This is a genomic window from Aequorivita capsosiphonis DSM 23843, from assembly GCF_000429125.1.
Classification (GTDB): domain Bacteria; phylum Bacteroidota; class Bacteroidia; order Flavobacteriales; family Flavobacteriaceae; genus Aequorivita; species Aequorivita capsosiphonis.
The window spans coordinates 355,532-377,547 of record NZ_AUBG01000001.1 but is presented as its reverse complement, the minus strand read 5'-3'; the positions used below and the strand labels follow the sequence as shown (position 1 = coordinate 377,547).

25 protein-coding genes are annotated in these 22,016 nt (G+C 36.5%); 19 read left to right on the top strand and 6 right to left on the bottom strand.

Features of this window, described 5'->3' with window-relative positions; all coding sequences use genetic code 11:
* Positions 1-6: 6 nt before the first annotated feature.
* The 3 genes from G440_RS0101940 to G440_RS0101930 all read left to right on the top strand — a co-directional run bounded on the left by G440_RS0101940 (position 7) and on the right by G440_RS0101930 (position 1,380).
* The gene (locus tag G440_RS0101940; RefSeq protein WP_026449755.1) at positions 7-576 is read left to right on the top strand and encodes a hypothetical protein; all 570 of its coding nucleotides are present in this window, start codon (positions 7-9) and stop codon (positions 574-576) included.
* Positions 577-718: 142 nt separating this feature from the next.
* The gene (locus tag G440_RS0101935; protein WP_026449754.1) at positions 719-901 is read left to right on the top strand and encodes a hypothetical protein; all 183 of its coding nucleotides are present in this window, start codon (positions 719-721) and stop codon (positions 899-901) included.
* Entirely contained in the window at positions 898-1,380 is a 483-nt protein-coding gene (locus G440_RS0101930) for a DUF6036 family nucleotidyltransferase (protein WP_026449753.1), read from the top strand. Before G440_RS0101935 ends, G440_RS0101930 begins: the two co-directional genes overlap by 4 nt.
* 132 nt (positions 1,381-1,512) lie before the next feature.
* Here G440_RS0101930 and G440_RS0101925 read toward each other — a convergent pair whose 3' ends face one another.
* Together G440_RS0101925 and G440_RS0101920 are read right to left on the bottom strand one after the other, a co-directional pair.
* Positions 1,513-3,204: an acyl-CoA dehydrogenase family protein gene (locus G440_RS0101925; RefSeq protein WP_034258770.1), complete on the bottom strand. Its 1,692-nt coding sequence runs from the start codon at positions 3,202-3,204 to the stop codon at positions 1,513-1,515.
* Positions 3,205-3,293: 89 nt separating this feature from the next.
* Positions 3,294-4,388 (bottom strand): T9SS type A sorting domain-containing protein, encoded by a 1,095-nt coding sequence (locus tag G440_RS0101920; RefSeq protein ID WP_026449751.1) that lies wholly within the window; start codon positions 4,386-4,388, stop codon positions 3,294-3,296.
* A gap of 48 nt (positions 4,389-4,436) precedes the next feature.
* On the opposite strand from G440_RS0101920, the gene G440_RS0101915 reads away from it, so the two are divergent.
* The 4 genes from G440_RS0101915 (at position 4,437) to G440_RS0101900 (ending at position 6,962) form a co-directional block, all read left to right on the top strand.
* Positions 4,437-4,640, top strand: coding sequence for a hypothetical protein (locus G440_RS0101915; RefSeq protein WP_026449750.1), 204 nt, complete (start codon positions 4,437-4,439; stop codon positions 4,638-4,640).
* Between the two features lie 247 nt (positions 4,641-4,887).
* Complete coding sequence (locus tag G440_RS0101910; protein WP_026449749.1) at positions 4,888-6,066, top strand: T9SS type A sorting domain-containing protein; 1,179 nt, start codon at positions 4,888-4,890, stop codon at positions 6,064-6,066.
* Positions 6,067-6,180: 114 nt separating this feature from the next.
* Entirely contained in the window at positions 6,181-6,645 is a 465-nt protein-coding gene (locus G440_RS0101905; protein WP_026449748.1) for a DinB family protein, read from the top strand.
* Positions 6,646-6,653: 8 nt separating this feature from the next.
* Entirely contained in the window at positions 6,654-6,962 is a 309-nt protein-coding gene (locus G440_RS0101900; protein ID WP_026449747.1) for a DUF6122 family protein, read from the top strand.
* A gap of 111 nt (positions 6,963-7,073) precedes the next feature.
* Here the strand turns inward: G440_RS0101900 and rlmH are convergent, their stop codons facing one another.
* On the bottom strand, positions 7,074-7,547 hold the full coding sequence (rlmH, locus tag G440_RS0101895; RefSeq protein WP_026449746.1) for a 23S rRNA (pseudouridine(1915)-N(3))-methyltransferase RlmH: 474 nt from the start codon (positions 7,545-7,547) through the stop codon (positions 7,074-7,076).
* A 158-nt stretch (positions 7,548-7,705) separates the two neighbouring features.
* Between rlmH and nadC the strand changes: the two genes are divergently transcribed.
* The 4 genes from nadC to priA all read left to right on the top strand — a co-directional run bounded on the left by nadC (position 7,706) and on the right by priA (position 12,536).
* Positions 7,706-8,563: a carboxylating nicotinate-nucleotide diphosphorylase gene (gene nadC / locus G440_RS0101890; RefSeq protein WP_026449745.1), complete on the top strand. Its 858-nt coding sequence runs from the start codon at positions 7,706-7,708 to the stop codon at positions 8,561-8,563.
* On the top strand, positions 8,563-9,474 hold the full coding sequence (locus tag G440_RS0101885; RefSeq protein WP_026449744.1) for a YihY/virulence factor BrkB family protein: 912 nt from the start codon (positions 8,563-8,565) through the stop codon (positions 9,472-9,474). Before nadC ends, G440_RS0101885 begins: the two co-directional genes overlap by 1 nt.
* Before the next feature lie 22 nt (positions 9,475-9,496).
* Complete coding sequence (locus G440_RS0101880) at positions 9,497-9,925, top strand: DUF2147 domain-containing protein (protein WP_026449743.1); 429 nt, start codon at positions 9,497-9,499, stop codon at positions 9,923-9,925.
* A gap of 160 nt (positions 9,926-10,085) precedes the next feature.
* Positions 10,086-12,536, top strand: coding sequence for a replication restart helicase PriA (gene priA / locus G440_RS0101875; RefSeq protein ID WP_026449742.1), 2,451 nt, complete (start codon positions 10,086-10,088; stop codon positions 12,534-12,536).
* On the opposite strand, the gene G440_RS0101870 is transcribed toward priA, so the two are convergent.
* Positions 12,533-13,246, bottom strand: a complete 714-nt coding sequence (locus tag G440_RS0101870) for a LytR/AlgR family response regulator transcription factor (protein WP_026449741.1) — start codon at positions 13,244-13,246, stop codon at positions 12,533-12,535. The two genes, priA and G440_RS0101870, sit on opposite strands and share 4 nt — an antisense overlap.
* Before the next feature lie 454 nt (positions 13,247-13,700).
* Between G440_RS0101870 and rpsF the strand changes: the two genes are divergently transcribed.
* From rpsF to G440_RS0101850, 4 genes are all read left to right on the top strand, one after another.
* The gene (gene rpsF, locus G440_RS0101865; protein ID WP_026449740.1) at positions 13,701-14,039 is read left to right on the top strand and encodes a 30S ribosomal protein S6; all 339 of its coding nucleotides are present in this window, start codon (positions 13,701-13,703) and stop codon (positions 14,037-14,039) included.
* 3 nt (positions 14,040-14,042) lie between these two features.
* Positions 14,043-14,339, top strand: a complete 297-nt coding sequence (rpsR, locus tag G440_RS0101860; RefSeq protein WP_026449739.1) for a 30S ribosomal protein S18 — start codon at positions 14,043-14,045, stop codon at positions 14,337-14,339.
* 16 nt (positions 14,340-14,355) lie between these two features.
* On the top strand, positions 14,356-14,904 hold the full coding sequence (gene rplI / locus G440_RS0101855; RefSeq protein WP_026449738.1) for a 50S ribosomal protein L9: 549 nt from the start codon (positions 14,356-14,358) through the stop codon (positions 14,902-14,904).
* Between the two features lie 94 nt (positions 14,905-14,998).
* Positions 14,999-15,472 (top strand): DUF6495 family protein, encoded by a 474-nt coding sequence (locus G440_RS0101850; protein ID WP_026449737.1) that lies wholly within the window; start codon positions 14,999-15,001, stop codon positions 15,470-15,472.
* A gap of 160 nt (positions 15,473-15,632) precedes the next feature.
* Here the strand turns inward: G440_RS0101850 and G440_RS0101845 are convergent, their stop codons facing one another.
* Positions 15,633-16,874, bottom strand: coding sequence for an ABC transporter permease (locus G440_RS0101845; protein ID WP_026449736.1), 1,242 nt, complete (start codon positions 16,872-16,874; stop codon positions 15,633-15,635).
* A 157-nt stretch (positions 16,875-17,031) separates the two neighbouring features.
* Here G440_RS0101845 and hisS point away from each other — a divergent pair, with 157 nt between their 5' ends.
* Positions 17,032-18,402 (top strand): histidine--tRNA ligase, encoded by a 1,371-nt coding sequence (gene hisS / locus G440_RS0101840; RefSeq protein WP_026449735.1) that lies wholly within the window; start codon positions 17,032-17,034, stop codon positions 18,400-18,402.
* A gap of 170 nt (positions 18,403-18,572) precedes the next feature.
* On the opposite strand, the gene G440_RS21445 is transcribed toward hisS, so the two are convergent.
* Complete coding sequence (locus G440_RS21445) at positions 18,573-18,704, bottom strand: GIY-YIG nuclease family protein (RefSeq protein WP_245574816.1); 132 nt, start codon at positions 18,702-18,704, stop codon at positions 18,573-18,575.
* Between the two features lie 344 nt (positions 18,705-19,048).
* Here G440_RS21445 and G440_RS0101830 point away from each other — a divergent pair, with 344 nt between their 5' ends.
* From G440_RS0101830 to G440_RS0101820, 3 genes are all read left to right on the top strand, one after another.
* Entirely contained in the window at positions 19,049-20,251 is a 1,203-nt protein-coding gene (locus tag G440_RS0101830) for a site-specific integrase (protein WP_026449734.1), read from the top strand.
* Between the two features lie 129 nt (positions 20,252-20,380).
* Positions 20,381-21,175, top strand: a complete 795-nt coding sequence (locus tag G440_RS0101825; RefSeq protein WP_026449733.1) for a type IV toxin-antitoxin system AbiEi family antitoxin — start codon at positions 20,381-20,383, stop codon at positions 21,173-21,175.
* Positions 21,172-21,963 (top strand): nucleotidyl transferase AbiEii/AbiGii toxin family protein, encoded by a 792-nt coding sequence (locus G440_RS0101820; RefSeq protein WP_026449732.1) that lies wholly within the window; start codon positions 21,172-21,174, stop codon positions 21,961-21,963. Before G440_RS0101825 ends, G440_RS0101820 begins: the two co-directional genes overlap by 4 nt.
* Positions 21,964-22,016 lie beyond the last annotated feature (53 nt).

Below are 22,016 nucleotides of genomic sequence, written 5' to 3'. Positions count from 1 at the left end.
CACATTATGAGAAAAACCCTGATATTATTAATAATCGTTCTGACTTCAAATTTCGTTGAAGCCCAATTTATTAAAGAAAAATCCATTAATGCCCAAATTGGATATGGATTAAGTGCTCCAAATAATAGCTATGAAGAAATCGTTGATGATGGCTTTTTCGCTCAAGGAGAATTAGTGTTGAAAGTTACTTCTTGGGTTGAATTAAGGCCTTACGCAGGTTTTATTTTTACAAGCTCAAATGGCAAAGACTTAAATGACAATCCAACTGATGAAAAAGCGGAATCAAAAGCTTTTTTACTTGGAGGAAAAGTAAGACTGCGAGCGCCGATTCCTTGGGTAGCACCTTACGTTGAATTTGGTATAGGAACTTCAATTGGAAAGTTTAGAACATTGACAGCATTTGATGATATTGACAAAAGCGGACTTATTTATCATATCCCTTTTTCGTTTGGACTGGAATTAGGAAAAAACAATAATGTTGATTTAGGCTTTGCTTATTACCTTCAGCCATCTGTTGAACAATACGCTGGAGCATTTGCTGTTGGAATTACATTTCCACTGAATAATAAAAAATAACGGGTCACACGATTATATCTGAAGCAAAAACCTAAATACGATTTAGAGAAGTTTATTCCATAATTTCCACCCGCTCGTGCCTACATCATTACTTAGTCCTAAAATATTTCACTAACTTTGAAATAAGAAAATTCAAAAACTAATGGAAATAAGATTCCAGACCAAAGAAGAAAGCAACCGGCAGCAAGAAGAGGCCTTCTTAAAACTTTCAAAACCTGAAAGGGTATGGCGTTTTTTTGAATTGATGCAGAAGAGTAAAAGCCTTCCCGTTAAAGAGCCAGCTTCCAATTCTGAAAACTTTATCATTAATATCCAATTAAAATGATTGGAGAATGGAATACCGCTATTGAAAACTTTATAATGCTATCAACAAAGCATAAAGTTAGAATGCTTATGGTTGGGGGGGCAGCAGTAAACTTTCATGGATATCAACGTCATTCTGCTGATGTCGATTTTTGGATTGACACTTCTGCTGAAAATTTTGATAAACTCGTTGCCGTTTTTCAAGAAATGGGCTATGATATTGAAGACTTCCCTGAAGCGGTAAAAGATAAGCAACAAAATATCTCCGTAAAATTCTCTCCCGTAGATTTTGATCTCGAATTAATCACAAATTTTTCAGTAAATAGGACTTTTGACGAGGCTTATAAGCAAAGTGAAGCAGTAACACTTGAAAGAAACAATAAAACACTCATTTGGCAGGTTATTTCTTTGGAGGATTTAATTACAAGTAAAATTAAATCCAGTCGTCCGATAGATCTTTTGGATGTTCAGCAGCTTCAAAAGAAAAAACGAGATCTATAAATGTTAATAATTTTCAAAGTATTATTTTCCAAAGACAAGTCATAAATTCCTGATAGCCCAGATTTTTAAGGTATGCCTTCCACAGGTCTCGTCCTGAAATATTTCATTATCTTGGGAAGAGCAAGCATCGCTTTAAAACTCCCAAGCAATCATTTCTTTTACCTCCTCAGTTGAAAGTGGTTTTATAGCTTTTAACTTATCTGAGGAATATTTTTCTTTTAAAAAATCAACCGCTGGTTGAATCCAAACTTTACTCTCTTCATCCAGTGCCTCGATCAGTAAAGCAATTTGAAACACCTCAGTTACTTTATCAAAAAATGGTTTTGCCGTTGTTTCCATTTCATCCTGTGGTAAATTTTTCAGAGTGTCTGCAAAGGAAATTAAGAGGGATAGGTTTTCTTGTAGCCATTTTTTGTTTTCTGCATTAGTAAAGGCAATGCGTTCAATTTCTTTACACAACATTTCAAAGCCGTTTGATTTTGTCATGGCTCTGAGCATATCCAAAACGATAACATTTCCAGAGCCTTCCCAGATAGGTAATACCATCACATCCCGCATTAGTTTGGGCATCACTGCATCTTCAATATACCCATTTCCGCCCATCAACTCCATACTTTCTCTAACCATATATACACTGGTTTCTGCCGACCATTTTTTGGTAAGCGGGTTAATGAACCGGAATAATTGTTTCTCTTCCTCATTACCCGAATCGGCATTATCCAAGGCCGTAATGGCTCGCCATACCATATAAAAGTTGGCAATATGTAAAGCAGCGAGTTCAGTTAATTTGATACGAATTAGGGAATGTTGCAGTGCATTTTTGCCAAATAATTCCCGAAAGCTTAAATACTGATAGGTCTCAATCAATGCCCTTCTGGCACAAGACAGAGCTGCTACCGAATTATACAGACGAGAAAGAATGATCATTTCCGTCATCACTTTAAAACCCTCAAATTCTTTGCCCGTTAATTTTCCAACGGTATCGGTAAGGATAATCTCTGCCGAGGCCATGGAGCGTACCCCAAGCTTATCTTTTAGGCGGATAATATCCATCGGGTTCCTTTCGCCAGAAGGCAACTGTTTTTCAATTAGGAAAATGGAGAGCCCTTTTGTACCTTCAACAGTTTCATCTGTGCGAGCCAGTGCAAATATTATTTCGGCATTGACATTACTGCAAAACCATTTTTCTCCATTTAGATGATATAATTTCTTTTTGTCTTTTATGGCAGAAACAATATTTGCGCCTACATCAGAGCCACCTCTTTTTTCCGTTAAAAACATGGCACCTGTGTAAAGATCATTTGCATTGTCTGTATAAATATGAGGCAATAACCTTTGTTTATCTTCCTCTTTGCCAAAAAGATCAATCAGCCGTGCGGCGCCGTCTGTCATACACAAAGGGCAATATTGGCCGCTCTCACTCATGGCGTATAAATAGCCGCTTGCAAAACCCAACCTGTGTTTTTCTGTATCAAATTTTTTACGTAAAAATGGTTCCCATTTTACACGAAGCATTTCGGAAGCCACGGCCACTTTCATGAGTTCATCATATACGGGATGAAAACGAATTTCATTAATTGTTTCGCCCAGGTGGTTTCTTTTTATTAGTTGTGGAGAAAATTTATCAGCAAGTAGAGACCATTCATTCATTTTTCCCGCTGCGTCCTTCCCAGTCTGCTTCCATGCCGGTTGCATGTATTGCCGCCCCTGTGCCGTAATATTTCTTTTCAGATAATGCTGCAATATTAAATCGCTGGAAAAGAAATCTTGGCTTACTCGGGAATCCGTTTGTAGTACTTTGTTTTTAGTATCGGAATATTTCATGTTACAAAGATACAAAACAGCTCATTACCAAAGGTTTGCAGCCTTAGTTAAATTGTAGTTTTGCTTTATAACTGGTTCACGACTGGCTTTTAATCTTTAATAATTTTCAAGGTTTCATTTTCCAGATGTAAATAATAGATTCCTTTTGCAAAATTTGATAAGTCAATCTGCTTTTCGCTCTGAGTAATTTCACCAAAAGATAATAATTGCCCTAAAGAAGAAAAGACTTTGTAATGCGAACTATTCTGAACGTTTACAGATACAATATCTTTTGTTGGATTCGGAAAAACACTGCTTTCAAAATTATTGTCGGCTATATTGAGCAGCTCGCATTCAAAACTGGATTCCACTTTAGAAGCTGCTGGAGGATTAATTAAGAGTTCGTCTGTTAATAAAGGACAATAACAATCATTTTTATCAACGTATAATTTAAGCCAAGAAAGGGCGATTTTTCCTACGGCTCCATTGCCTCCGTTGGGCGTATTTGCAACGGAGTGATCTCCGTTTTCAACTTCAAAAAGTAGTTTGTCGGTTGTATTTGGTGTAACATTATAATGAATATCTGCGTGTTGGGCAGGAGGTGCCGTTGGATCGTTTTGACCACTAAAAATTAACACAGGACTTGCGTGGTCTAGCGATGGATTCGTTAACCAAGGGCATAGGGCAACCACACCTTTAATTGAGTTGTCCAATACTGCCGCTCGCTGTGCTCCACCGCCACCCATAGACCATCCACTTACTGCAAATTTATCAACATCCAGTTTGTTTTCTAAAGGTGATGTGCTTCGGGCATTTTCCTGACGCATTGTTTCTAAGGCATCTATTAGCGCATATGCTCTAGCTTCTGGAAAATCAAAAATAGAATTGGTTCCTATAATGATAGTTGCAATTCCGTGAGAAGCATAAAACGGGCCCCATTCGGCAACGCTTGAAGGCGGCGCCGTAAATCCAGGAACAATGGCTATACTCGCAAAAGGAGGCGTAGCATTTGTGGGATAATATACCGTGGCACCAAAATATCCGGGACCATTTCTAAGCCCATCTGCTTCAGTGAGTGTAGCAAAGTCAAAAGGCCCTGGGTTTGTTAAACTCTCAACGGTGACGTCTTCACACTGTGACAACAGCATGTTTGGTGCTATTGAAGTCAGTAAAAATAAAAGTGCTACAGCGTATATTTTTTTCATATAAAAATCTTAAACCACTATATATAAGTGTTGAAATTAAACTTTTAAATGTTTTTAGCAAAATCAAAATTTCATTTATTCGCATTAAATGTTAACAGCAAAATAACTTCGATTTTTAGAAAAAGACCAAAAGTTCAAATCGTTCATAAAAAACTATGGAGTTTATCTGTTCAAGGTAAAATAATAATACTTTTAAGCTCTTTTGAAGAAACTCCTTTTTTATGGGAATGCAAAGGTTTATGTGATTTATAAGGAGTTGATTATAGTTTGTTTCAGACGGGTTAATATGAAACATTCTTTTAAGGTTCAATTTACATTAAAAAATGAATCAGATTTGTTCAAACTATGTAAGATTATTTTGGTAATAATCTGGTTTATAGAATTTTACGGATCTCAATATGTATTTTTTCTCTCGTTTCAGCCCTTATTTATTAAATATTTTATACTTTCACAGCTTCTTAGAAAAACTTAACTCTTTAAATTTAATCCCCTTATTAAAATGAAAAAAATTACCTTTTTATTGGGTTGCCTTGTGGCAACACTAGGTACTGTAAATGCTCAGGACCTACAAAATACAACTGTTACTGATTTGTTGAATCGTATGGATGCGGTAGAAAATCCACTTGGTGCTGAACCAGAAGATCTATTTACGCCAGCAGAAAGATTAGTGTTACAAAATCACTTTAATGCAAATAATTCTGAGAATCCCGTTGGTTCCATAGTTGCGGGCGATGTTTACGCGGCTAGTGTGTATGGTGGTTGTGAGCGTGGCTTTGGAACTTTCCCAGTAGCTGGACCTCATAATATCAATTACATAACTGGCACCACAACAAAATTTTATGCTGGTGATCATGACGACGATGGCAATATATACGCAGTTAGTTCCGACACATTTGATGAAAATGCGTTTCTATTTAAAATAGATCCGGAAACTGGTTTGGAAACAGAAATTGGAAATTTAAACTTAGACGTGCCTCAGGTAATAACCGGTATAGCATTTAACACTATTAATCAAACTTGGTATATATTGACTGGTGACAGCACGAACAACAGACTTTTTACCGTGGATGTGGCTACGGCAACAATTACCCAGGTAGGAGGCAATATGGGAAGTAGATTAGGAATTTGGTTGGCAATAGACAATGAGGGTAATGCATTTACCATGGATATTGGAACCGATCTTTTATACGCTGTTGATTTGGCTACAGCAGCGGTTACCATAGTTGGTCCTACAGGAGTGAATTTATCTCACGCGCAAGATGCCGATTTTGATCCGGCAACTGGAATGTTGTATGCCGCTGGTTATCACGGTGGAGGTGTAAATCGCTTTTACGCTGTTGATACCACTACTGGATCATTTACAGATACGGGCTCCATTAACAATGGTTGTGCAGAACTTGGTTTAGTGGCTATCAGTGGTGATGCACTTGGAGTATCGGAAAATTCTTTAGAAGGATTTTCTTATTATCCAAATCCAGCTACCAACGTTCTTAACTTGAAGTCCATGAGAAATATAGAAAATGTTAGCATTTATAACCTATTGGGTCAACAGGTAATCAATAGCCGCATTAACGCTACCGATTCTCAATTAGATGTTTCTTCTTTAAATACAGGAGCGTATATCATGAAAGTAGAAGTTAATGGCGAAATGGGAACTTACAAGCTTATTAAGAACTAAGCAAAAATAGTTTTTAAATATACAAAGCCATCTCAATAAAATTGGGGTGGCTTTTTCATTGTGCTAATTTACACTTTCCATAATAGTTGCTATCTTTGAAAGAAAACCTATTCTATGAACGAATCCAACCGCATCCAAAGCCTTTTTACCGACCTTTACCACGGCCATCCTTGGCTGGATGTAACGCTTCAGGATACATTGAGTAGAATTACTTCGGAACAAGCTTTCGAACGACCCATTCAGGATGGCAATACCATTTGGGAAATTGTAAACCATATTATTGCATGGCGCGAAAACGTTCTTAAAAGAGTCCAAGGCGAAGTACTAGAAATCCCTTCAAATAATTATATTGAAGTTATAAAAGATCCTTCCGACGAGGCTTGGCAAAATACGCTTGCAGCATTGGAGACTACGCAGAAAGAATGGCTTTACTTTCTTAATACTTTTAACGAAGCTGATTTTAAAAAAGAATATCCGGCAAACAAACTTTCCTATTATCAACATATTCACGGTATTATTCAGCACGATGCATATCATTTGGGGCAGATTGTGCTTTTGACAAAACTGGTTAAACATTAAAGTTAGGAATGCTTCAAACCATTGTTCATTATACATTGCACCTCTTGGTTCCTGGGCTAATTGCCTATGTCTTGTTCAGAAATGAATGGAAAAAAGCTTGGCTCATTATGCTTGCAACCATGCTGGTAGATGTAGATCATCTTTTTGCAATACCCATTTTCGATCCGGGACGTTGTAGCATTAATTTTCACCCGTTGCATACTTATTGGGCAATGGCTGTATATGTTGTGTTATTATTTTTCAAAAAGACAAGAATCATCGCGGTAGGATTATTATTTCATATGTTAACGGATTATATAGATTGCCTATGGAACTGAAAAAGTAAGGTGTAGCAGTTTTTATAAGTGGCTTGAGAGATGTTTTAATCATACGAGCTCCTGAAAATTTATCGCTTGAATCATTCGTCGCTCGTAACTCGTCGTTCAAACTTATCTATGATGATATGGTTCATTCCTCAAAATAGTAAATCCTCTATACAATTGTTCAATAAAGAAAAGCCGAACCATTTGGTGTGAAAAAGTCATGGTAGAAAGCGAAACCTTCCCGTTTGCGCGTTTATAAACAGTATCGCTAAAGCCATAAGGACCACCAATAACGAAGATGAGGTTTTTTAGTCCGCTGTTCATTTTCTTCTGAAGAAATTCCGAAAAGCCTTCGGAAGTGAAGGTTTTGCCGTTTTCGTCAAGGAGAATCAAAATATCGGCAGTGGTTGTTCGCTTTAGTATTTCCTCACCTTCAGCTTGCTTTTGAAGAAATTCGGACAAGTTTTTTGCATTCTTTATATCGGGAATAATTTCCATTTCAAAAGAAATATAAAATCCCAAACGTTTGGTATAGTCGTCCATTAAGGTTTGCAGTTGCTTATTGTCTGTTTTACCTATGGCGAGTAGTGTTATTTTCATAAAAACTTTTTAGGGGTTAAAAATACAAAGATAAACGGCTCCCTTCTAACTATTTTTGGTTGCCGAGCGAAGCCGAGGTATAAGGGTTTTTGTATAACTAACAACTGAAACTGAATACTGCCAACTCTTTTTGTTATTTTAGCAGAAATTTCCACGTTATGATTTCAGAAAAACAATTCAACAGAGAGATAGATATTATTATTACCAATGCCGTCCGTGAAGATGTAGGCGATGGCGATCACAGTTCGCTGGCCTGTATTCCAGAGGATGCTATGGGTACGGCAAAACTTTTGGTGAAAGATGAAGGTATCATTGCAGGGATAGAGTTTGCCCGTCAAGTTTTTGAGTATGTAGATCCAGGTTTGGAGTTGGATATTAAAATTAAGGATGGAAGTCCAGTAAAATATGGCGATGTATGTTTTTACGTTTCGGGTCTTTCGCAATCAATCTTAAAATCGGAACGGCTGGTATTGAATGCCATGCAGCGCATGAGTGCTATTGCTACCAAAACCAATGAATACGTAAAGCTCTTGGAAGGTACAGGCACTAAAATTCTAGATACCCGCAAAACTACACCTGGAATTCGAGCTTTGGAGAAGTGGGCCGTTAAGATTGGAGGTGGAGAGAATCACCGTTTCGCACTTTATGATATGGTTATGCTAAAAGACAATCACATCGATTTTTGCGGAGGCATAACCAAGGCAATTGAAAAAACAAAGGACTATTTGAAAGATCATCATCTTGATCTCAAAATTATCGTGGAGGCTAGAAATCTTGAAGAAATTGAAGCAATTCTTAAAACTGAGGGTGTTTATAGAATCCTTATTGACAATTTTAATTATGAAGATACGAGAAAAGCAGTAAAGCTTATCAACGGTAAGAGTTTAACCGAATCCAGTGGTGGAATCACGCTTGAAACCGCCAGAAAATATGCAGAATGCGGCGTAGATTATATATCCAGTGGAGCCTTGACACATTCTGTTTATAATATGGACCTGAGCCTAAAAGCTGTTTAATGAGCGAAGAAGAAAAGGAAATCAACATTCCGGTAATTCGGGATTTGGTGAAGCTTAGCAAAAGAATAAAACTCCCTGGCCTGGGAGCGTTTTCGCTTTATCATTTGCTGGATATCTATGGTACCGGTATTATAAAAGGTTCATTTTCCCCTCGTGCCAGTTCCATCGCCTATAGTTTTTTTCTTGCACTTTTTCCTTTTTTACTACTTCTTTTAAACCTGATTCCATATATACCGATAGATGGTTTTCAAACCCGATTTTTAATTTTTATTGAGGCCTTACTACCGCCGCAAACAACGCAGTTTTTTTATCCTGTTATTGCAGATATTGCTGTAAACCCCCGAACAGGCTTACTTTCCTTTGTGTTTTTCCTTTCTGTTTTCTTATCTGCAAATGGGGTTAATGCAATTTTTAGTGCTTTTGAATACTCATTTCATGTAAGTATAAACCGTTCTTTTTTTAAACAGTATTTAGTAGCACTAGCGGTTTCTATTTTCTTGGCATTCTTATTGTTAACAATGGTAGGAGTGATTTTGTATGGGGAGTACATTATACGGGATCTTCAGTCAAGAGCCTATATTAATAACAATCTTTTTTGGATATCGTTCTTTCAGTTTCTTGTTTTTGTAGTAATGATTTATGTGGTGATTGCCACCCTTTATTACTTCGGCACAAAGGAAGGTAAATCTTCACGATTTTTTTCTGTAGGAGCGTTGACCACTACGATTCTTTTCTTGCTAACAACTTACTTTTTTGGAGTTTATATCAATAATTTTTCAAATTATAATGAGTTATACGGTTCCATTGGTGCACTATTGATTTTGATGTTATATATTTGGATAAACTCTAACCTCTTGCTGCTAGGTTTTGAATTAAACGTTTCAATAAAGCGGCTCAAAGAAAAAATGTAACGCAACCTAAATTTTTTGAACTATGAAAAAAATACTTTTAACTTTCTCTCTTATCGCTCTGTCTGTTATGGCAGCCGTGGCACAAGATGTAACCGGAAAATGGCAAACCTTTGACGATGATACTGGTAAAGCAAAATCCGTTGTAGAAATTTATAAACAGAATGGAAAAATTTTCGGAAAAGTAGTAGAGATTGCAGATCCTTCAAAACGTGACGCAACTTGTACTAAATGTCCTGATGATGACAAAGGAAAACCAATTATGGGGTTGATAATCATAAAAGACCTTAAAAAGGATGGTAAGGAATACAACGGCGGAACCATTATGGATCCAAATAATGGGAAAGTGTATAAAAGTTATATAGAATTGGATGGTGCCAATACATTGAAGGTCCGTGGTTATATTGGTTTCTCTCTCTTGGGAAGAACACAAACTTGGACCCGAGTTCAATAAAAAAAATTAAAAATACTATCTTTAGGCCACCAATTTTGGTGGTCTTTTGCATTCCGACCTAAGCGAAGGGAGCTAACAAAATCAAATAATTCATTAAAGGTATCCGAGCAGTAATAGATGAAATAATATTTTCATTAACTCATAACTCACAACTCATAATTTGTATTTCATAGACGTCATTCTGCCAATTCCATTAAAACAAACCTTTACGTATAGCGTGAACAAGGATGAGGCTGCCTTTTTAAAACCGGGAATGCGAGTTGCCGTCCCCTTCGGAAAATCGAAGGTTTACACGGGTATTGTCTATCAAGTGCACGACCAAGCACCAACAGGTTACGAAACCAAGTCTATTGATCATATTTTGGATGAATCGCCCATTATTACAAGCTTCCAGTTAAAGCACTGGGAATGGCTGGCCAAGTATTATATGTGTTCGTTGGGGGAAGTGATAAAAGCAGCGCTTCCTAGTGCTTTTTTGCTTGAAAGTGAAACGATAATAAAGTTAGCTGTAGAAAAGGAATGGGATGAAAATTTATTATCTGATGAAGAGTTTTTGGTTTTAGAAGCCTTGCAGCATCAGTCCTCACTTCATATTAATGATGTGCGCTCCATTTTGGACAAAAAGAATGTGGTTTCAGTAATACAGAAGTTGTTTGAAAAAGGAATAGTGGAAGTAGAGGAAACAGTTTATGAACAATACACTCCAAAACTGAAACGCTATATTAAACTTGCCACGGAATACACTTCCGAAGAAAATCTAAAAAACTTACTGGATTCATTAAGTAGAGCGCCAAAACAACGGGCGGTGCTTATGAATCTTTTTATGTTGACTAGCCAATCTAAAAAACCCATTGGCTCCATAGCGCTTCAGAAAAAAAGTGATGCCTCGGCGGGAACCTTAAAGACACTTATAGACAAAGGCATTTTAGAAGAATATTTTGTTCAGCACGATCGTGTAGAATTTTCTGGGGAAGCTTCTTCCGAAATAAAAACCTTAAATGAAGCACAATTATTTTCTTATCAGGAGATTAAAGAGAGTTTTCAAGAAAAAGAAGTCGTTCTCTTGCACGGAGTAACTTCCAGTGGAAAAACTGAAATTTACGTACGGCTTATTGAAGAAATGATTAATTCGGGAAAACAAGTATTGTATATGCTTCCTGAAATTGCCTTAACCACCCAATTGATCACAAGGCTTCAGAAATATTTCGGTGAAAAGATATCGGTTTATCATTCTAAATTTTCAGTAAATGAACGAGTTGAGGTTTGGAACAATGTGCTTCAGGAAAAACCAAAGGCACAAGTGGTTATAGGTGCCCGTTCCTCTTTATTTCTTCCTTTTAAAAATTTAGGTTTTATAATTGTGGACGAAGAGCATGAACCTTCTTTCAAACAATACAGCCCCGCACCTCGTTACAATGCGCGAGACAGTGCCATTGTTTTAGCAAATCTTCACAAGGCAAAATTATTGATGGGGTCTGCAACGCCTTCTTTAGAGAGCTATCACAATGCAAAAACGGGGAAGTACGGATTGGTTACGTTGAAAAAACGCTTCGGAAATGTACTGATGCCAGAAATTGAATTGGTAGATATTAAGGAAAAGAACCGAAAGAAGCAAATGACAGGCCATTTCAGCGATAGGTTACTGGAAGAAATGAGAGAGGTTCTTAAAAATGAAGAGCAAATTATACTCTTTCAAAATAGAAGGGGTTTTTCGCCAGTTGTGGAATGTACTACCTGTGGCGTTTCACCACAATGCCCTAACTGCGATGTTAGCTTGACATTCCATCAATTTAAAAACCAATTGCGATGTCATTATTGTGGCTATAAGATAGCTATGATGCATAGTTGTATAGCCTGCGGAAGTGAAACTTTAGATACCAAAGGTTTCGGTACGGAGCAGATAGAGACGGAATTGAAATCTTTGTTTCCAGATCACAAAATTGCCCGGATGGATCAAGATACCACGAAAGGGAAAAATTCGTATTCAAAACTTATAGAGGCTTTGGAGAATGAGGAAATTGATATTTTGGTAGGCACACAAATGCTTGCCAAAGGATTGGATTTTAGAAACATAAGATTGGTGGGCGTTATGAATGCAGACAACCTTTTAAATTTTCCCGATTTTAGAGCCCACGAAAGAAGTTTTCAATTGCTTCAGCAAGTTTCGGGTAGGGCGGGACGTACCGAAAAACGTGGTAAAGTTTTAATTCAGACATACAATCCGTATCACCAAATATTGAAGCAGGTTAGTGTAAATGATTACGAGGGAATGTATAAGGAACAATTGGAAGAACGCTACAATTATAAGTACCCACCTTTTTACAGAACGGTAAAAATTGTATTTAAAGATAAAAACCTTACCCGCGTTCAAAAAGCCTCCGCTTGGTTTGGACAAGCTTTGGAAATAAAATTTAAGGAACATGTGTTGGGTCCGGAACCGCCGCCAATAGGAAGAATAAAAAACAAATACATTATTAACCTTCTCCTAAAAATTCCGAAGAATCAATCACTGGAAAAAACGAAGCAATATATTGCAAACGTACAACGCAGTTTCAATTCCATCAAAGAATTTTCAAGTGTTCGCATACATATAGATGTAGATAATTATTAAGGGCTTGGCTTGTCGGCTAGTGCTTCCACAAGAGCTGCTTTTCTGTTGCGGCTTAGAGGAAGTTTATCTTTTTCCAATTCAATCATTTTACTGTTGTAGCGCTGTACTTTATCCAGGTTCACGATATAAGATTTATGGATTCTTAAAAACCTCTCGCTTGGTAAAAGCGCTTCAAATGCTTTCATTGTTGAAAGCACCACAAGGGAATCGTGTTCTGTTACAAGTTTCACATAATCGCCCAAAGCTTCAATATAGCGGAGTTCGTTTAAGAATACTTTTCGCTTTTTAAGATTGCTTTTTACGAAAATGAAGTCTTCGTCATCAAATCCTTCTTCGTTCTTAAGTTTGAAGTTGCTAATCGCTTTATGAACTGCATTTAAAAAGCGATCTTTAGCAACCGGTTTTCTAAGATAATCAACGGCATCATAATCAAATGCCTTAAAAGCGTATTTAGTTTTTCCGGTAACAAATATTACTTGAGGCTTCACTTGCATGTCATCTAAAAGGTCGAAGCCAGAAAGTATTGGCATTTCGACATCTAAAAAGATGAGATCCATTTCCGTTGTGGCAATAGCTTTTTTTGCGTCTATTGCATTTTTGTATTCCCCAACAAGTTCAAGAGAAGAATGAGATTCGATTAATTTTACAATAGAAAGCCTTTGTAGTGTTGAATCATCTACAATAGCGCATTTGAGTATTATTTTTTCCACGACAGGTAGATTAGCTTAATAGCAATACTATGAAAATAATCGATGAAATGCAACTATTTTTGTGCTTTATCGAGGGATATTTAGGCTTTACCTAAAAACATGAAAATAATACAAAATTTTGTTCAACTAAAGACAATACCTGCTTAAGGCTTTTTTATTTAAGTTGAGACCTTGCTATTAAGTACACGATTGAGATTTAATAACTAAAAGTATGCTGAATCAATCTAATCTAATCTTATCAATTTATTAGGAAGCAAGTCTTATGTCTAACATCTAACTACTTTATGAAAATTTTATAAGCAGCAGCTGAGCGGTCTTAAATATTAGTCGGACACGACGAATTAAAATATAAGTATAATCGTATTTTGGTTTGATACTAATAAATAAAGTATTATTTTTGCACCCTCTTTGGCAGAAGGCCAAGGATTTAATTATTAATTTTAATAGATTTTTTATGAATCATTACGAAACTGTTTTCATCTTAAATCCCGTTTTGTCTGAAGATCAGATAAAGGAGACAGTAAAGAAATACGAAGATATTCTTATTTCTAAAGGAGCTAAGATGATATCCAAGGAAAATTGGGGCTTGAAAAAACTTGCCTACGCAATCCAAAACAAAAAAAGTGGGTTTTATCACCTGTTTGAGTACACCGTTGAAGGTGAAGCCGTTAACGAACTAGAAACTGAGTTTAAAAGGGATGAGCGTTTTATGCGTTACCTTACAGTAAGCCTTGACAAGCACGCAATTGCTTGGGCAGAAAAAAGAAGAAACCGCAATAAAAAATCAGCTTAAATTATGGCCACACTACAACAACAAGCAAAAGGAAAAAAAGACGGAGAGATCAGATATCTTACTCCGCTGAACATAGAGACTAGCAAGACCAAGAAATATTGCATGTTCAAAAGGTCTGGTATTAAATATGTTGATTATAAAGATGCCGATTTCTTAATGAGATTTATAAATGAGCAAGGTAAAATTCTTCCAAGAAGACTTACTGGAACGTCATTGAAGTATCAGCGTAAAGTGGCCGTTGCCGTTAAAAGAGCACGTCACTTGGCACTTATGCCTTATGTAGCCGATTTATTAAAATAAAAACCAGATAAAGAATATGGAACTTATATTAAAAAAAGACGTAGAAAATCTGGGATTTTCAGATGATCTTGTAAACGTAAAAAACGGGTACGGAAGAAACTTTTTGATTCCTCAGGGGCACGCAGTACTTGCGACTCCTTCGGCGAAAAAAGTATTGGCTGAAACATTGAAGCAACGTGCTTTCAAAGAAAAGAAAGTTGTTGACGAAGCTAAAACGCATGCAGACAAATTAAACGGTCTTGACATTAAAATCACAGCCAAAACAGGTGAAGGTGATAGACTATTTGGTTCTGTTACAACGGGAGATCTTGCTGAAGCACTTGCAAAAGAGGGTGTTTCTATTGATAAAAAATTCATCACAATTGCTGGTGGTGCCGTTAAACGTACAGGTCCTTATGATGCTACAATCCGTTTCCACAGAGACGTGATAAGCAACTTGACTTTTGAAGTAGTTGCGGAAGCGAAACCAGAATCTAAATCTAAGCCAGTGGCTAAGCCTGAGGTGAAAGCCGAAGCTAAAGCAGAAACTGAAGATAACTCAGAGGCTAAAGCCGAAGAGAACTAATTAACTCGATTAATTGTATTAAAACCTTTCCCGTTCTCGGGGAAGGTTTTTTTGTTTTTATTAAATAACCCACAACCCAGAACCGAAAACCGCTATGAAGTACGCCAGACTTACAAAAGAGCAATTTGAAGAACTACACCAAGAATTTATAAACTTTCTTGCTACCCAATCCATCACTGCGGATGAATGGACAGCCTTAAAAACCGAGAAACCCGAATTGGCCGAACAGGAACTAGACGTTTTTAGTGACCTTATTTGGGAAGGAGTTTTAAACCAAGTGAGGTATTTGGAACATATTTCACCCAAGCAATTGATGCTTTTCCATATTACGGATGCATTTATGGAGTTAATCGCAATAAAAGTTGAATCGGATAACCTAGATATCACTACTGATTATGGTTACAAATGGCTTCAGCAAAATCTGCACGATGATTTGGTGAGTCTTTACACTTCCACAAAAGCTATAAAAGACGACCGAAATAAAGATGTTTTTGCGCTAATTCGGCAAGGCTCGGTTATCACGAAAGGAGAACTTTATACATATTTTGGTGATCTTCTTAAAGAATAAATTCCAAAACTTTAGAAGCGCCAAATTCTAAATTCCAAAAGCCAAACTCCAAAAGCATCGGAAAGATTTAGAACCTTGGAACTGTTTCGGAAATTGACATTTTTGTGATTTGCTTTTTATTATTTGGAATCTCTTATTTGAATTTTGGAATTTCCCCTACCTACTCGTATCTCAAACTTTCAATAGGATCCAGTCGCGCCGCCTTTGCCGCTGGATATGATCCCGCTATTACAGCAACAATAAAGGTTATTATTGTGGCCCAAATCATTGCCGTCCAAGGAAGTGTAAAGTCAAAATCGAAGGCTTTAGCAAAAACAAAACCGGTAAATATTCCGAGAATAATCCCCAGAATACTCCCGAATTGGCCAATAACAATGGTCTCTATAAAAAACTGTGTAGAAATGGTGGAACGTTTGGCGCCCAAGGCTTTTCGAACGCCAATTTCGCGTGTGCGTTCCGATACGGAAACCAACATAATGTTCATCAAAGCAATAGACGATCCTAAAATGGTGATAATGCTGATAATCCAAGCTGCAATTTCTAAGTATTGGGTAATGGAGGCAATCCTGTTTATTAAATCATCACTGCGCTCTATCCCAAAGTTATTCGCTTCTACTGGGCTGAGGCCTCTAATATTTCTAAAGGTGATTATTGCTTCATCCTGCGCGGCTTCCATCAACTGTTTGTCGTCAACTTTGACGCTGATGTTGTAATTAATATTTGGTTGTGTGTAAATTCCACGCGCCACTTGTACGGGTATCAAAACTTTTAAATCCTGATTGTTTCCAAAAGTGGATCCCTTGGATTTCAGCAAGCCGATAATCTTAAATTTAACGCCACGGATACTTATTGTTTTGTTGATGGGGTCTTCATTTTTAAAAAGATTTTTCGTGAAGTCAGAACCGAGTAAGCAAACTTTGTTATTGTTTTGGATATCGAAAATGGTAAAGTTTCTCCCGCGATCAATTTCAGTTCCGGTATTGTCGAGATAGTTTTCATTTACGCCAAAAACTTGTACTTCAGGATCCGTTTTTTCGGAGCCGTATTTTACCTCGGCTGCAGAAGTTCCTTGAAAGGAGAGCGAGGTCTTTGTATAGGGGAATTCATACTTGTTTACGAACTCCCGAACATTGTTATAACTGATAATTGGATTCACTTTTTCCCTTTCGCCACTTCGGTTGGATTGTACTTCAAATTCGTATTGCTGAATATTAAAAGTATTTGCTCCCATAGAGGCGAAATTACCCGAAATGGTTGTTTCCAGTGCCTTTACAGCGCTTAGGATACCTACTAGTGCCCAAATGCCTATCCCAATAATAACGATGGTAAGAATGGTTCTAAGCAACTGACTTTTTATAGAATCCAGCGCAATGCGGACATTTTCCCAAAACAGTGAAAACATATTTTTAGTTTGTGTTTCTCATTAGACTGTAAAAGTTGGATAAAGTTACTAATATTTAAGATATTTGCTGATTAAAGAATTCAAAGTTCAAGGTTCAAAATTCAAAATTTTTTGAACCCAACTTTGAATATTGAATTTTAAATCTTGAATTATAGGAATTTTGAAAAAACCATCCACCCCAAAAGGAACCCGCGATTTCGGTCCAGAAGAAGTTTCGCGTCGCAATTATATTTTCAACACTATAAAGAAAACTTTTTCCTTGTACGGTTTTCAGCCTATTGAAACGCCTTCCTTTGAAAACAGCGATACCCTGATGGGGAAATATGGCGAAGAAGGAGATCGGTTGATTTTTAAGATTTTGAATAGCGGAGATTATTTGTCAAAAGTTGATGACGCATTATATTCAGAGAAAGACAGTAATAAAGTAACTCCGAAAATTTCTGAAAAAGCATTGCGTTACGATCTTACCGTGCCTTTTGCCCGTTATGTTGTGCAGCATCAAAATGAAATTACCTTTCCATTTAAGCGGTATCAAATCCAACCCGTTTGGCGTGCAGATAGACCTCAAAAAGGAAGGTTTAGAGAATTTTATCAATGCGATGCCGATGTAGTAGGATCAAAATCGCCTTGGCAGGAAGTGGAATTTGTGCAGGTTTATGATGCTGTTTTTAGTAAGCTCGGTTTAAAAGGTGTTAGCATCAAAATCAACAACCGAAAAATATTAAGTGGAATAGCAGAAACCATTGGTGCAGAAGATAAATTGATAGATTTTACTGTTGCCTTGGATAAACTGGACAAGATAGGAGAGGAAGGCGTTAAAAAGGAAATGCGCGAAAAGGGTATTTCTGAAGAAGCTTTACAAAAATTACAACCTTTATTTTCGTTTAGGGGAAGCAATGAAGAAAAGATAAACTCATTGAAGGGAATGCTAAATGCTTCTTCTTTGGGAATGAAAGGTGTTGAGGAGCTTGAATTTATTTCTGAAAACATTAAAACCTTGGGTTTACAGACTTCAGCTTTGCAAATTGATGTGACGCTGGCTCGTGGTTTAAATTATTATACCGGTGCAATAATCGAGGTTTCCGCTCCTGAAGGAGTAAATATGGGAAGCATTGGCGGCGGCGGAAGATATGATGATCTCACAGGGATTTTCGGCTTAAAGAATATGAGTGGAATGGGCATTTCTTTCGGTTTGGATCGTATTTACCTTGTTATGGAAGACTTAAATCTTTTTCCAGAAACCGTTTCAGAAAATAGCGACGCGCTTTTTATAAATTTTGGAGAAAGGGAAGCTTTATATGCTATGAAAGCAATTACAAACCTTCGGAAATCAGGTGTTAAAGTGGAATTATATCCTGATGCCGCAAAGATGGGGAAGCAAATGGGCTATGCCGATAAAAGAAATATTCCTTTTACTATTTTGGCTGGTGACAAAGAAATGGAAGCCGAGTCTTTTACTCTTAAAAATATGAAAAGTGGAGAGCAACGAGCGCTTAATTTTTCAGAATTAGAGCAGTTTTTGAAGTAATGGTAAATTGATATATAATTATACTTTCAGTTTTATTCATAAAAAAATTCCCTTGGAGTCTATCTTTGGGGATTTTTGTTTTGTAGTCCGCCTCAGGCGGAGGACTTGAACCCCGTATCATTTTATTTCGAAATGAATCCTATGCTTATGTATTTTGGGAAAATTTCATTCTAAATAAGTTCTCTTCCCTTACCAGATTTTAAAAATAATTCTCTCTGTAATGCTTCTTTTTTAGTTTTATGGAACTCAACATGTAGAACGACCCAGGGTCTATATCTTAATGTATACCCTTTTCTGGAAATGTAATTATGTGAGTAAAAGCGTTTAATGAGTGCGTCTGAATACCCAATATAGATTCTATGGTATTTTTTCAGAAAATAGAATATAGGTTACAAATTCATCCATAAAAAAATCCCCATAGAATCTATCTTTGGGGATTTTTGTAGCGAGATCGGGACTTGAACCCGAGGCCTCCGGGTTATGAAAATTCAAAAACGTTCTTCAAAATACATCAAAAGACCTTAAAATCAATTAGTTACATAAAATTCTATTTTACATAATATCATTTGATATCAAGGAAAATGGCCATTTGTTGTACCTATGTTGTACCTAAAATTTAGTATCTTATTAGTCTAAATTTTTGATTATGGCATCTATTCAAACCGTACTTAGGAACAAACCAAATGCTAGATTGTTGTACCCAATCGCTATCAGAATTACTAAAGATCGAAAGTCATCCTACATTTTTATAGGTCAATACATCGATAAAAAGGAGTGGAATGAGGAGAAGGGTCTGGTAAGAAAATCACATCCAGACGCAATTTCCATTAATCAACTCATTTTCTCAAAATTAAGCGAGACTAATAAACGGCTTTTAAATGCGGAATCCGAGCGAGAATATCAATCTGTAGCTTCTATAAAAACAAATATTGTCAAAAAGGAACGTTTTGATTTCTTTAGTGCCGTAAAAATTCAGTTGAGACGCTTAGAAGATCGGGGACAGTTTCATCAACGTGATGTTGTTAAACGAAGAATGGAAAAGTTTAAAGCTTTTGCCAAAGCTGATAAACTGCATTTTAATGAAATAACTTTTGACCTCTTGAAACGTTTTGAAGCTTATTTAAAAAATGAAAGAGGATTGGCACACCGAACAACTGTAAATTATATGATTGCTATTAGAACGATTTTTAATATTGCTATAGGGGAGAAATGGGCGGAACGTAATTATTATCCTTTTGGGCGAGGTGGTTACACTATAAAATTTTTGGAATCGCAAAAAATTGGCTTAACCGTTGAAGAAGTGAAGCTGCTAGAAAGTACAGAAATTCTTACTCCTGCGCAGCAGCATGCTTTAAACATCTGGTTAGTCAGTTTCTATTTTGCAGGAATAAGAATTGGTGATGTTATGCAGTTAAAGTGGTCAGATTTTATTGATAATAGATTGCGCTATCGTATGGGGAAGAATCAAAAATTGGTTTCGTTGAAAATTCCAGAAAAGGTTAAGCCAATTCTTAAAGTTTACAAAGAAATGGCGCAGGACGATTTTGTATTTGAAGAGTTGAGAATGGTTGATCCTAAAGATGCAAAAACGCTCCGTACCAGAATAAAGACAGTTACTAGAACCTGTAATAGACACTTGAAGAAAATAGCTACAGAGTTGGGGATTTCCAAAAACCTGAGCATGCACATTGCACGTCACACGTTTGGAAATATCTCAGGCAGTAAGATTCCTATTCAGATGTTACAGAAGCTTTATAGACATTCATCGGTAACAACAACCATTATTTATCAGTCCAATTTTATGCAAGATGAGGTGGATGATGCGTTGGATAGGGTGGTAGATTTTTAAGAAAAGCAGAAAGTAAATCAATTTTTAATCTGTTATTAAAAGATTATAATCTTTAAATTTCAAAAAAAGTGTAGTAAACTTTCAAGAAAACAACTAATATTCACTATATTTCTCGAAAATTTACTACAATTGAATCTGTCCGACTTCATAAAAGAACGATTATCATTTGAAAGTTATGCTTTCAATTGGGACGAACTTCTTATTGCTAAAGCAGATAAGTCTGAAACTTCAATACAGAGTCAATTATCTTACGCTATACAAAAGGGCGATATCATTCCTTTGCGGCATCACTTTTATTTGATTATTCCGCCACGATATTCAAAATTCGGGAAATTACCCATCGAGCTATACGTTAATAGCCTGTTTGAGTTTTTAGACCGCAATTACTATATAGGATTATACTCGGCAGCAAAATCTTATGGTGCTGGACATCAGCAAATCCAAAAGGAATATGTCTTTCACGACAAAGCACCTTTGCTATCCATCTCTAAAAATTCCATCAATCTTGACTTTTTTACCGTGTCTAATTGGCCAACTAAAAATATAGTATCAAAAAAAGGAGATGCAGGAATGTACAAAATATCCAGTCCTTGCCTAACAGCTGTGGACTTGATTTACCATCAAACTAAAATAGGCGGATTAAATAGAATGCTTTCCGTTTTAGAAGAATTGACAGAAGAAATGAAAATGGCTGATGCAAAAGATTTGTTGTCTTGGTATTCACAAAAAAGCGTATTACAACGTTTGGGTTTTTTATTGGACGAAATCAATCCCGATTCTGACGTAGCGAATCTTATATACGAACACCTAAAACTTAAAAAATTCTATCCAGTTTTATTGAGTCCAAGGTCAAATGAAAAGGCAGGTGCGGTTGAAAATAGATGGAAAGTTGATGTGAATATAAAAATGGAAAGCGATTTATGATACCAAGGCCTGACATAGCGAAATGGCAGATGAACGCACCTTGGAGAGATTTTTCACAGGTAGAACAAGATTTGGTCATCAGTCGTGCCCTTGTCGATATATTTTCGGATGAATTTTTAAACGAAAATCTGGCATTCAGAGGTGGTACGGCACTTCATAAATTGTATCTAAACCCTGCGCCACGTTATTCCGAAGATATCGATTTGGTTCAAGTTAAACCAGGACCGATAAAACCAATAATACAACGCATCGCTGAAGTAGTTACTTTCTTCGAAGAAAAAAGAAGCACTAAAATCGGTGGCCACGGTGCAAAGGCGATGTATCGATTTACATCGGAATATGAAAATATCCGACTACGATTAAAATTGGAAATCAATTGTAAAGAACATTTTAACGTGTTGCCTTGGGTTGAATTTCCTTTTGAAGTAAAAAGCAATTGGTTTGAAGGTAAAGCCAATATCCGAACCTATGATATCAATGAATTGTTGGGTACAAAATTAAGGGCATTGTATCAAAGAAGCAAAGGACGGGATTTATTTGATTTGGATTATTCAAGATTGAACAACAAGTTGGACATTCCTACAATTATTGATTGTTTCTATAAATATATGAGCGTTTCAGTTGGAAAACCACCCATTAAAAAAGAGTTTTTAATCAATGTGGAAGAAAAGGAAAACAATCCTGATTTTACAGGCGATATGGAAGCCTTGTTAAGACCTGAAATTAAATATGACCAGAATGCAGCATTTGAATGGCTGAAAAGTGAGCTTATTGAGAAGCTTAAATAGAATGAAAATCGAATTTAAAATATGCTGATGATTTTCGAAGATTTTATAAAGGT

Excerpts from the sequence above, each read along its gene's own strand:
- G440_RS0101940 (WP_026449755.1), top strand. The coding sequence starts at position 7 with ATGAGAAAAACCCTGATATTATTAATAATCGTTCTGACTTCAAATTTC.
- G440_RS0101935 (WP_026449754.1), top strand. The coding sequence starts at position 719 with ATGGAAATAAGATTCCAGACCAAAGAAGAAAGCAACCGGCAGCAAGAA.
- G440_RS0101930 (WP_026449753.1), top strand. The coding sequence starts at position 898 with ATGATTGGAGAATGGAATACCGCTATTGAAAACTTTATAATGCTATCA.
- G440_RS0101925 (WP_034258770.1), bottom strand. The coding sequence starts at position 3,204 with ATGAAATATTCCGATACTAAAAACAAAGTACTACAAACGGATTCCCGA.
- G440_RS0101920 (WP_026449751.1), bottom strand. The coding sequence starts at position 4,388 with ATGAAAAAAATATACGCTGTAGCACTTTTATTTTTACTGACTTCAATA.
- G440_RS0101915 (WP_026449750.1), top strand. The coding sequence starts at position 4,437 with ATGTTTTTAGCAAAATCAAAATTTCATTTATTCGCATTAAATGTTAAC.
- G440_RS0101910 (WP_026449749.1), top strand. The coding sequence starts at position 4,888 with ATGAAAAAAATTACCTTTTTATTGGGTTGCCTTGTGGCAACACTAGGT.
- G440_RS0101905 (WP_026449748.1), top strand. The coding sequence starts at position 6,181 with ATGAACGAATCCAACCGCATCCAAAGCCTTTTTACCGACCTTTACCAC.
- G440_RS0101900 (WP_026449747.1), top strand. The coding sequence starts at position 6,654 with ATGCTTCAAACCATTGTTCATTATACATTGCACCTCTTGGTTCCTGGG.
- rlmH (WP_026449746.1), bottom strand. The coding sequence starts at position 7,547 with ATGAAAATAACACTACTCGCCATAGGTAAAACAGACAATAAGCAACTG.
- nadC (WP_026449745.1), top strand. The coding sequence starts at position 7,706 with ATGATTTCAGAAAAACAATTCAACAGAGAGATAGATATTATTATTACC.
- G440_RS0101885 (WP_026449744.1), top strand. The coding sequence starts at position 8,563 with ATGAGCGAAGAAGAAAAGGAAATCAACATTCCGGTAATTCGGGATTTG.
- G440_RS0101880 (WP_026449743.1), top strand. The coding sequence starts at position 9,497 with ATGAAAAAAATACTTTTAACTTTCTCTCTTATCGCTCTGTCTGTTATG.
- rpsF (WP_026449740.1), top strand. The coding sequence starts at position 13,701 with ATGAATCATTACGAAACTGTTTTCATCTTAAATCCCGTTTTGTCTGAA.
- rpsR (WP_026449739.1), top strand. The coding sequence starts at position 14,043 with ATGGCCACACTACAACAACAAGCAAAAGGAAAAAAAGACGGAGAGATC.
- rplI (WP_026449738.1), top strand. The coding sequence starts at position 14,356 with ATGGAACTTATATTAAAAAAAGACGTAGAAAATCTGGGATTTTCAGAT.
- G440_RS0101850 (WP_026449737.1), top strand. The coding sequence starts at position 14,999 with ATGAAGTACGCCAGACTTACAAAAGAGCAATTTGAAGAACTACACCAA.
- G440_RS0101845 (WP_026449736.1), bottom strand. The coding sequence starts at position 16,874 with ATGTTTTCACTGTTTTGGGAAAATGTCCGCATTGCGCTGGATTCTATA.
- G440_RS0101830 (WP_026449734.1), top strand. The coding sequence starts at position 19,049 with ATGGCATCTATTCAAACCGTACTTAGGAACAAACCAAATGCTAGATTG.
- G440_RS0101820 (WP_026449732.1), top strand. The coding sequence starts at position 21,172 with ATGATACCAAGGCCTGACATAGCGAAATGGCAGATGAACGCACCTTGG.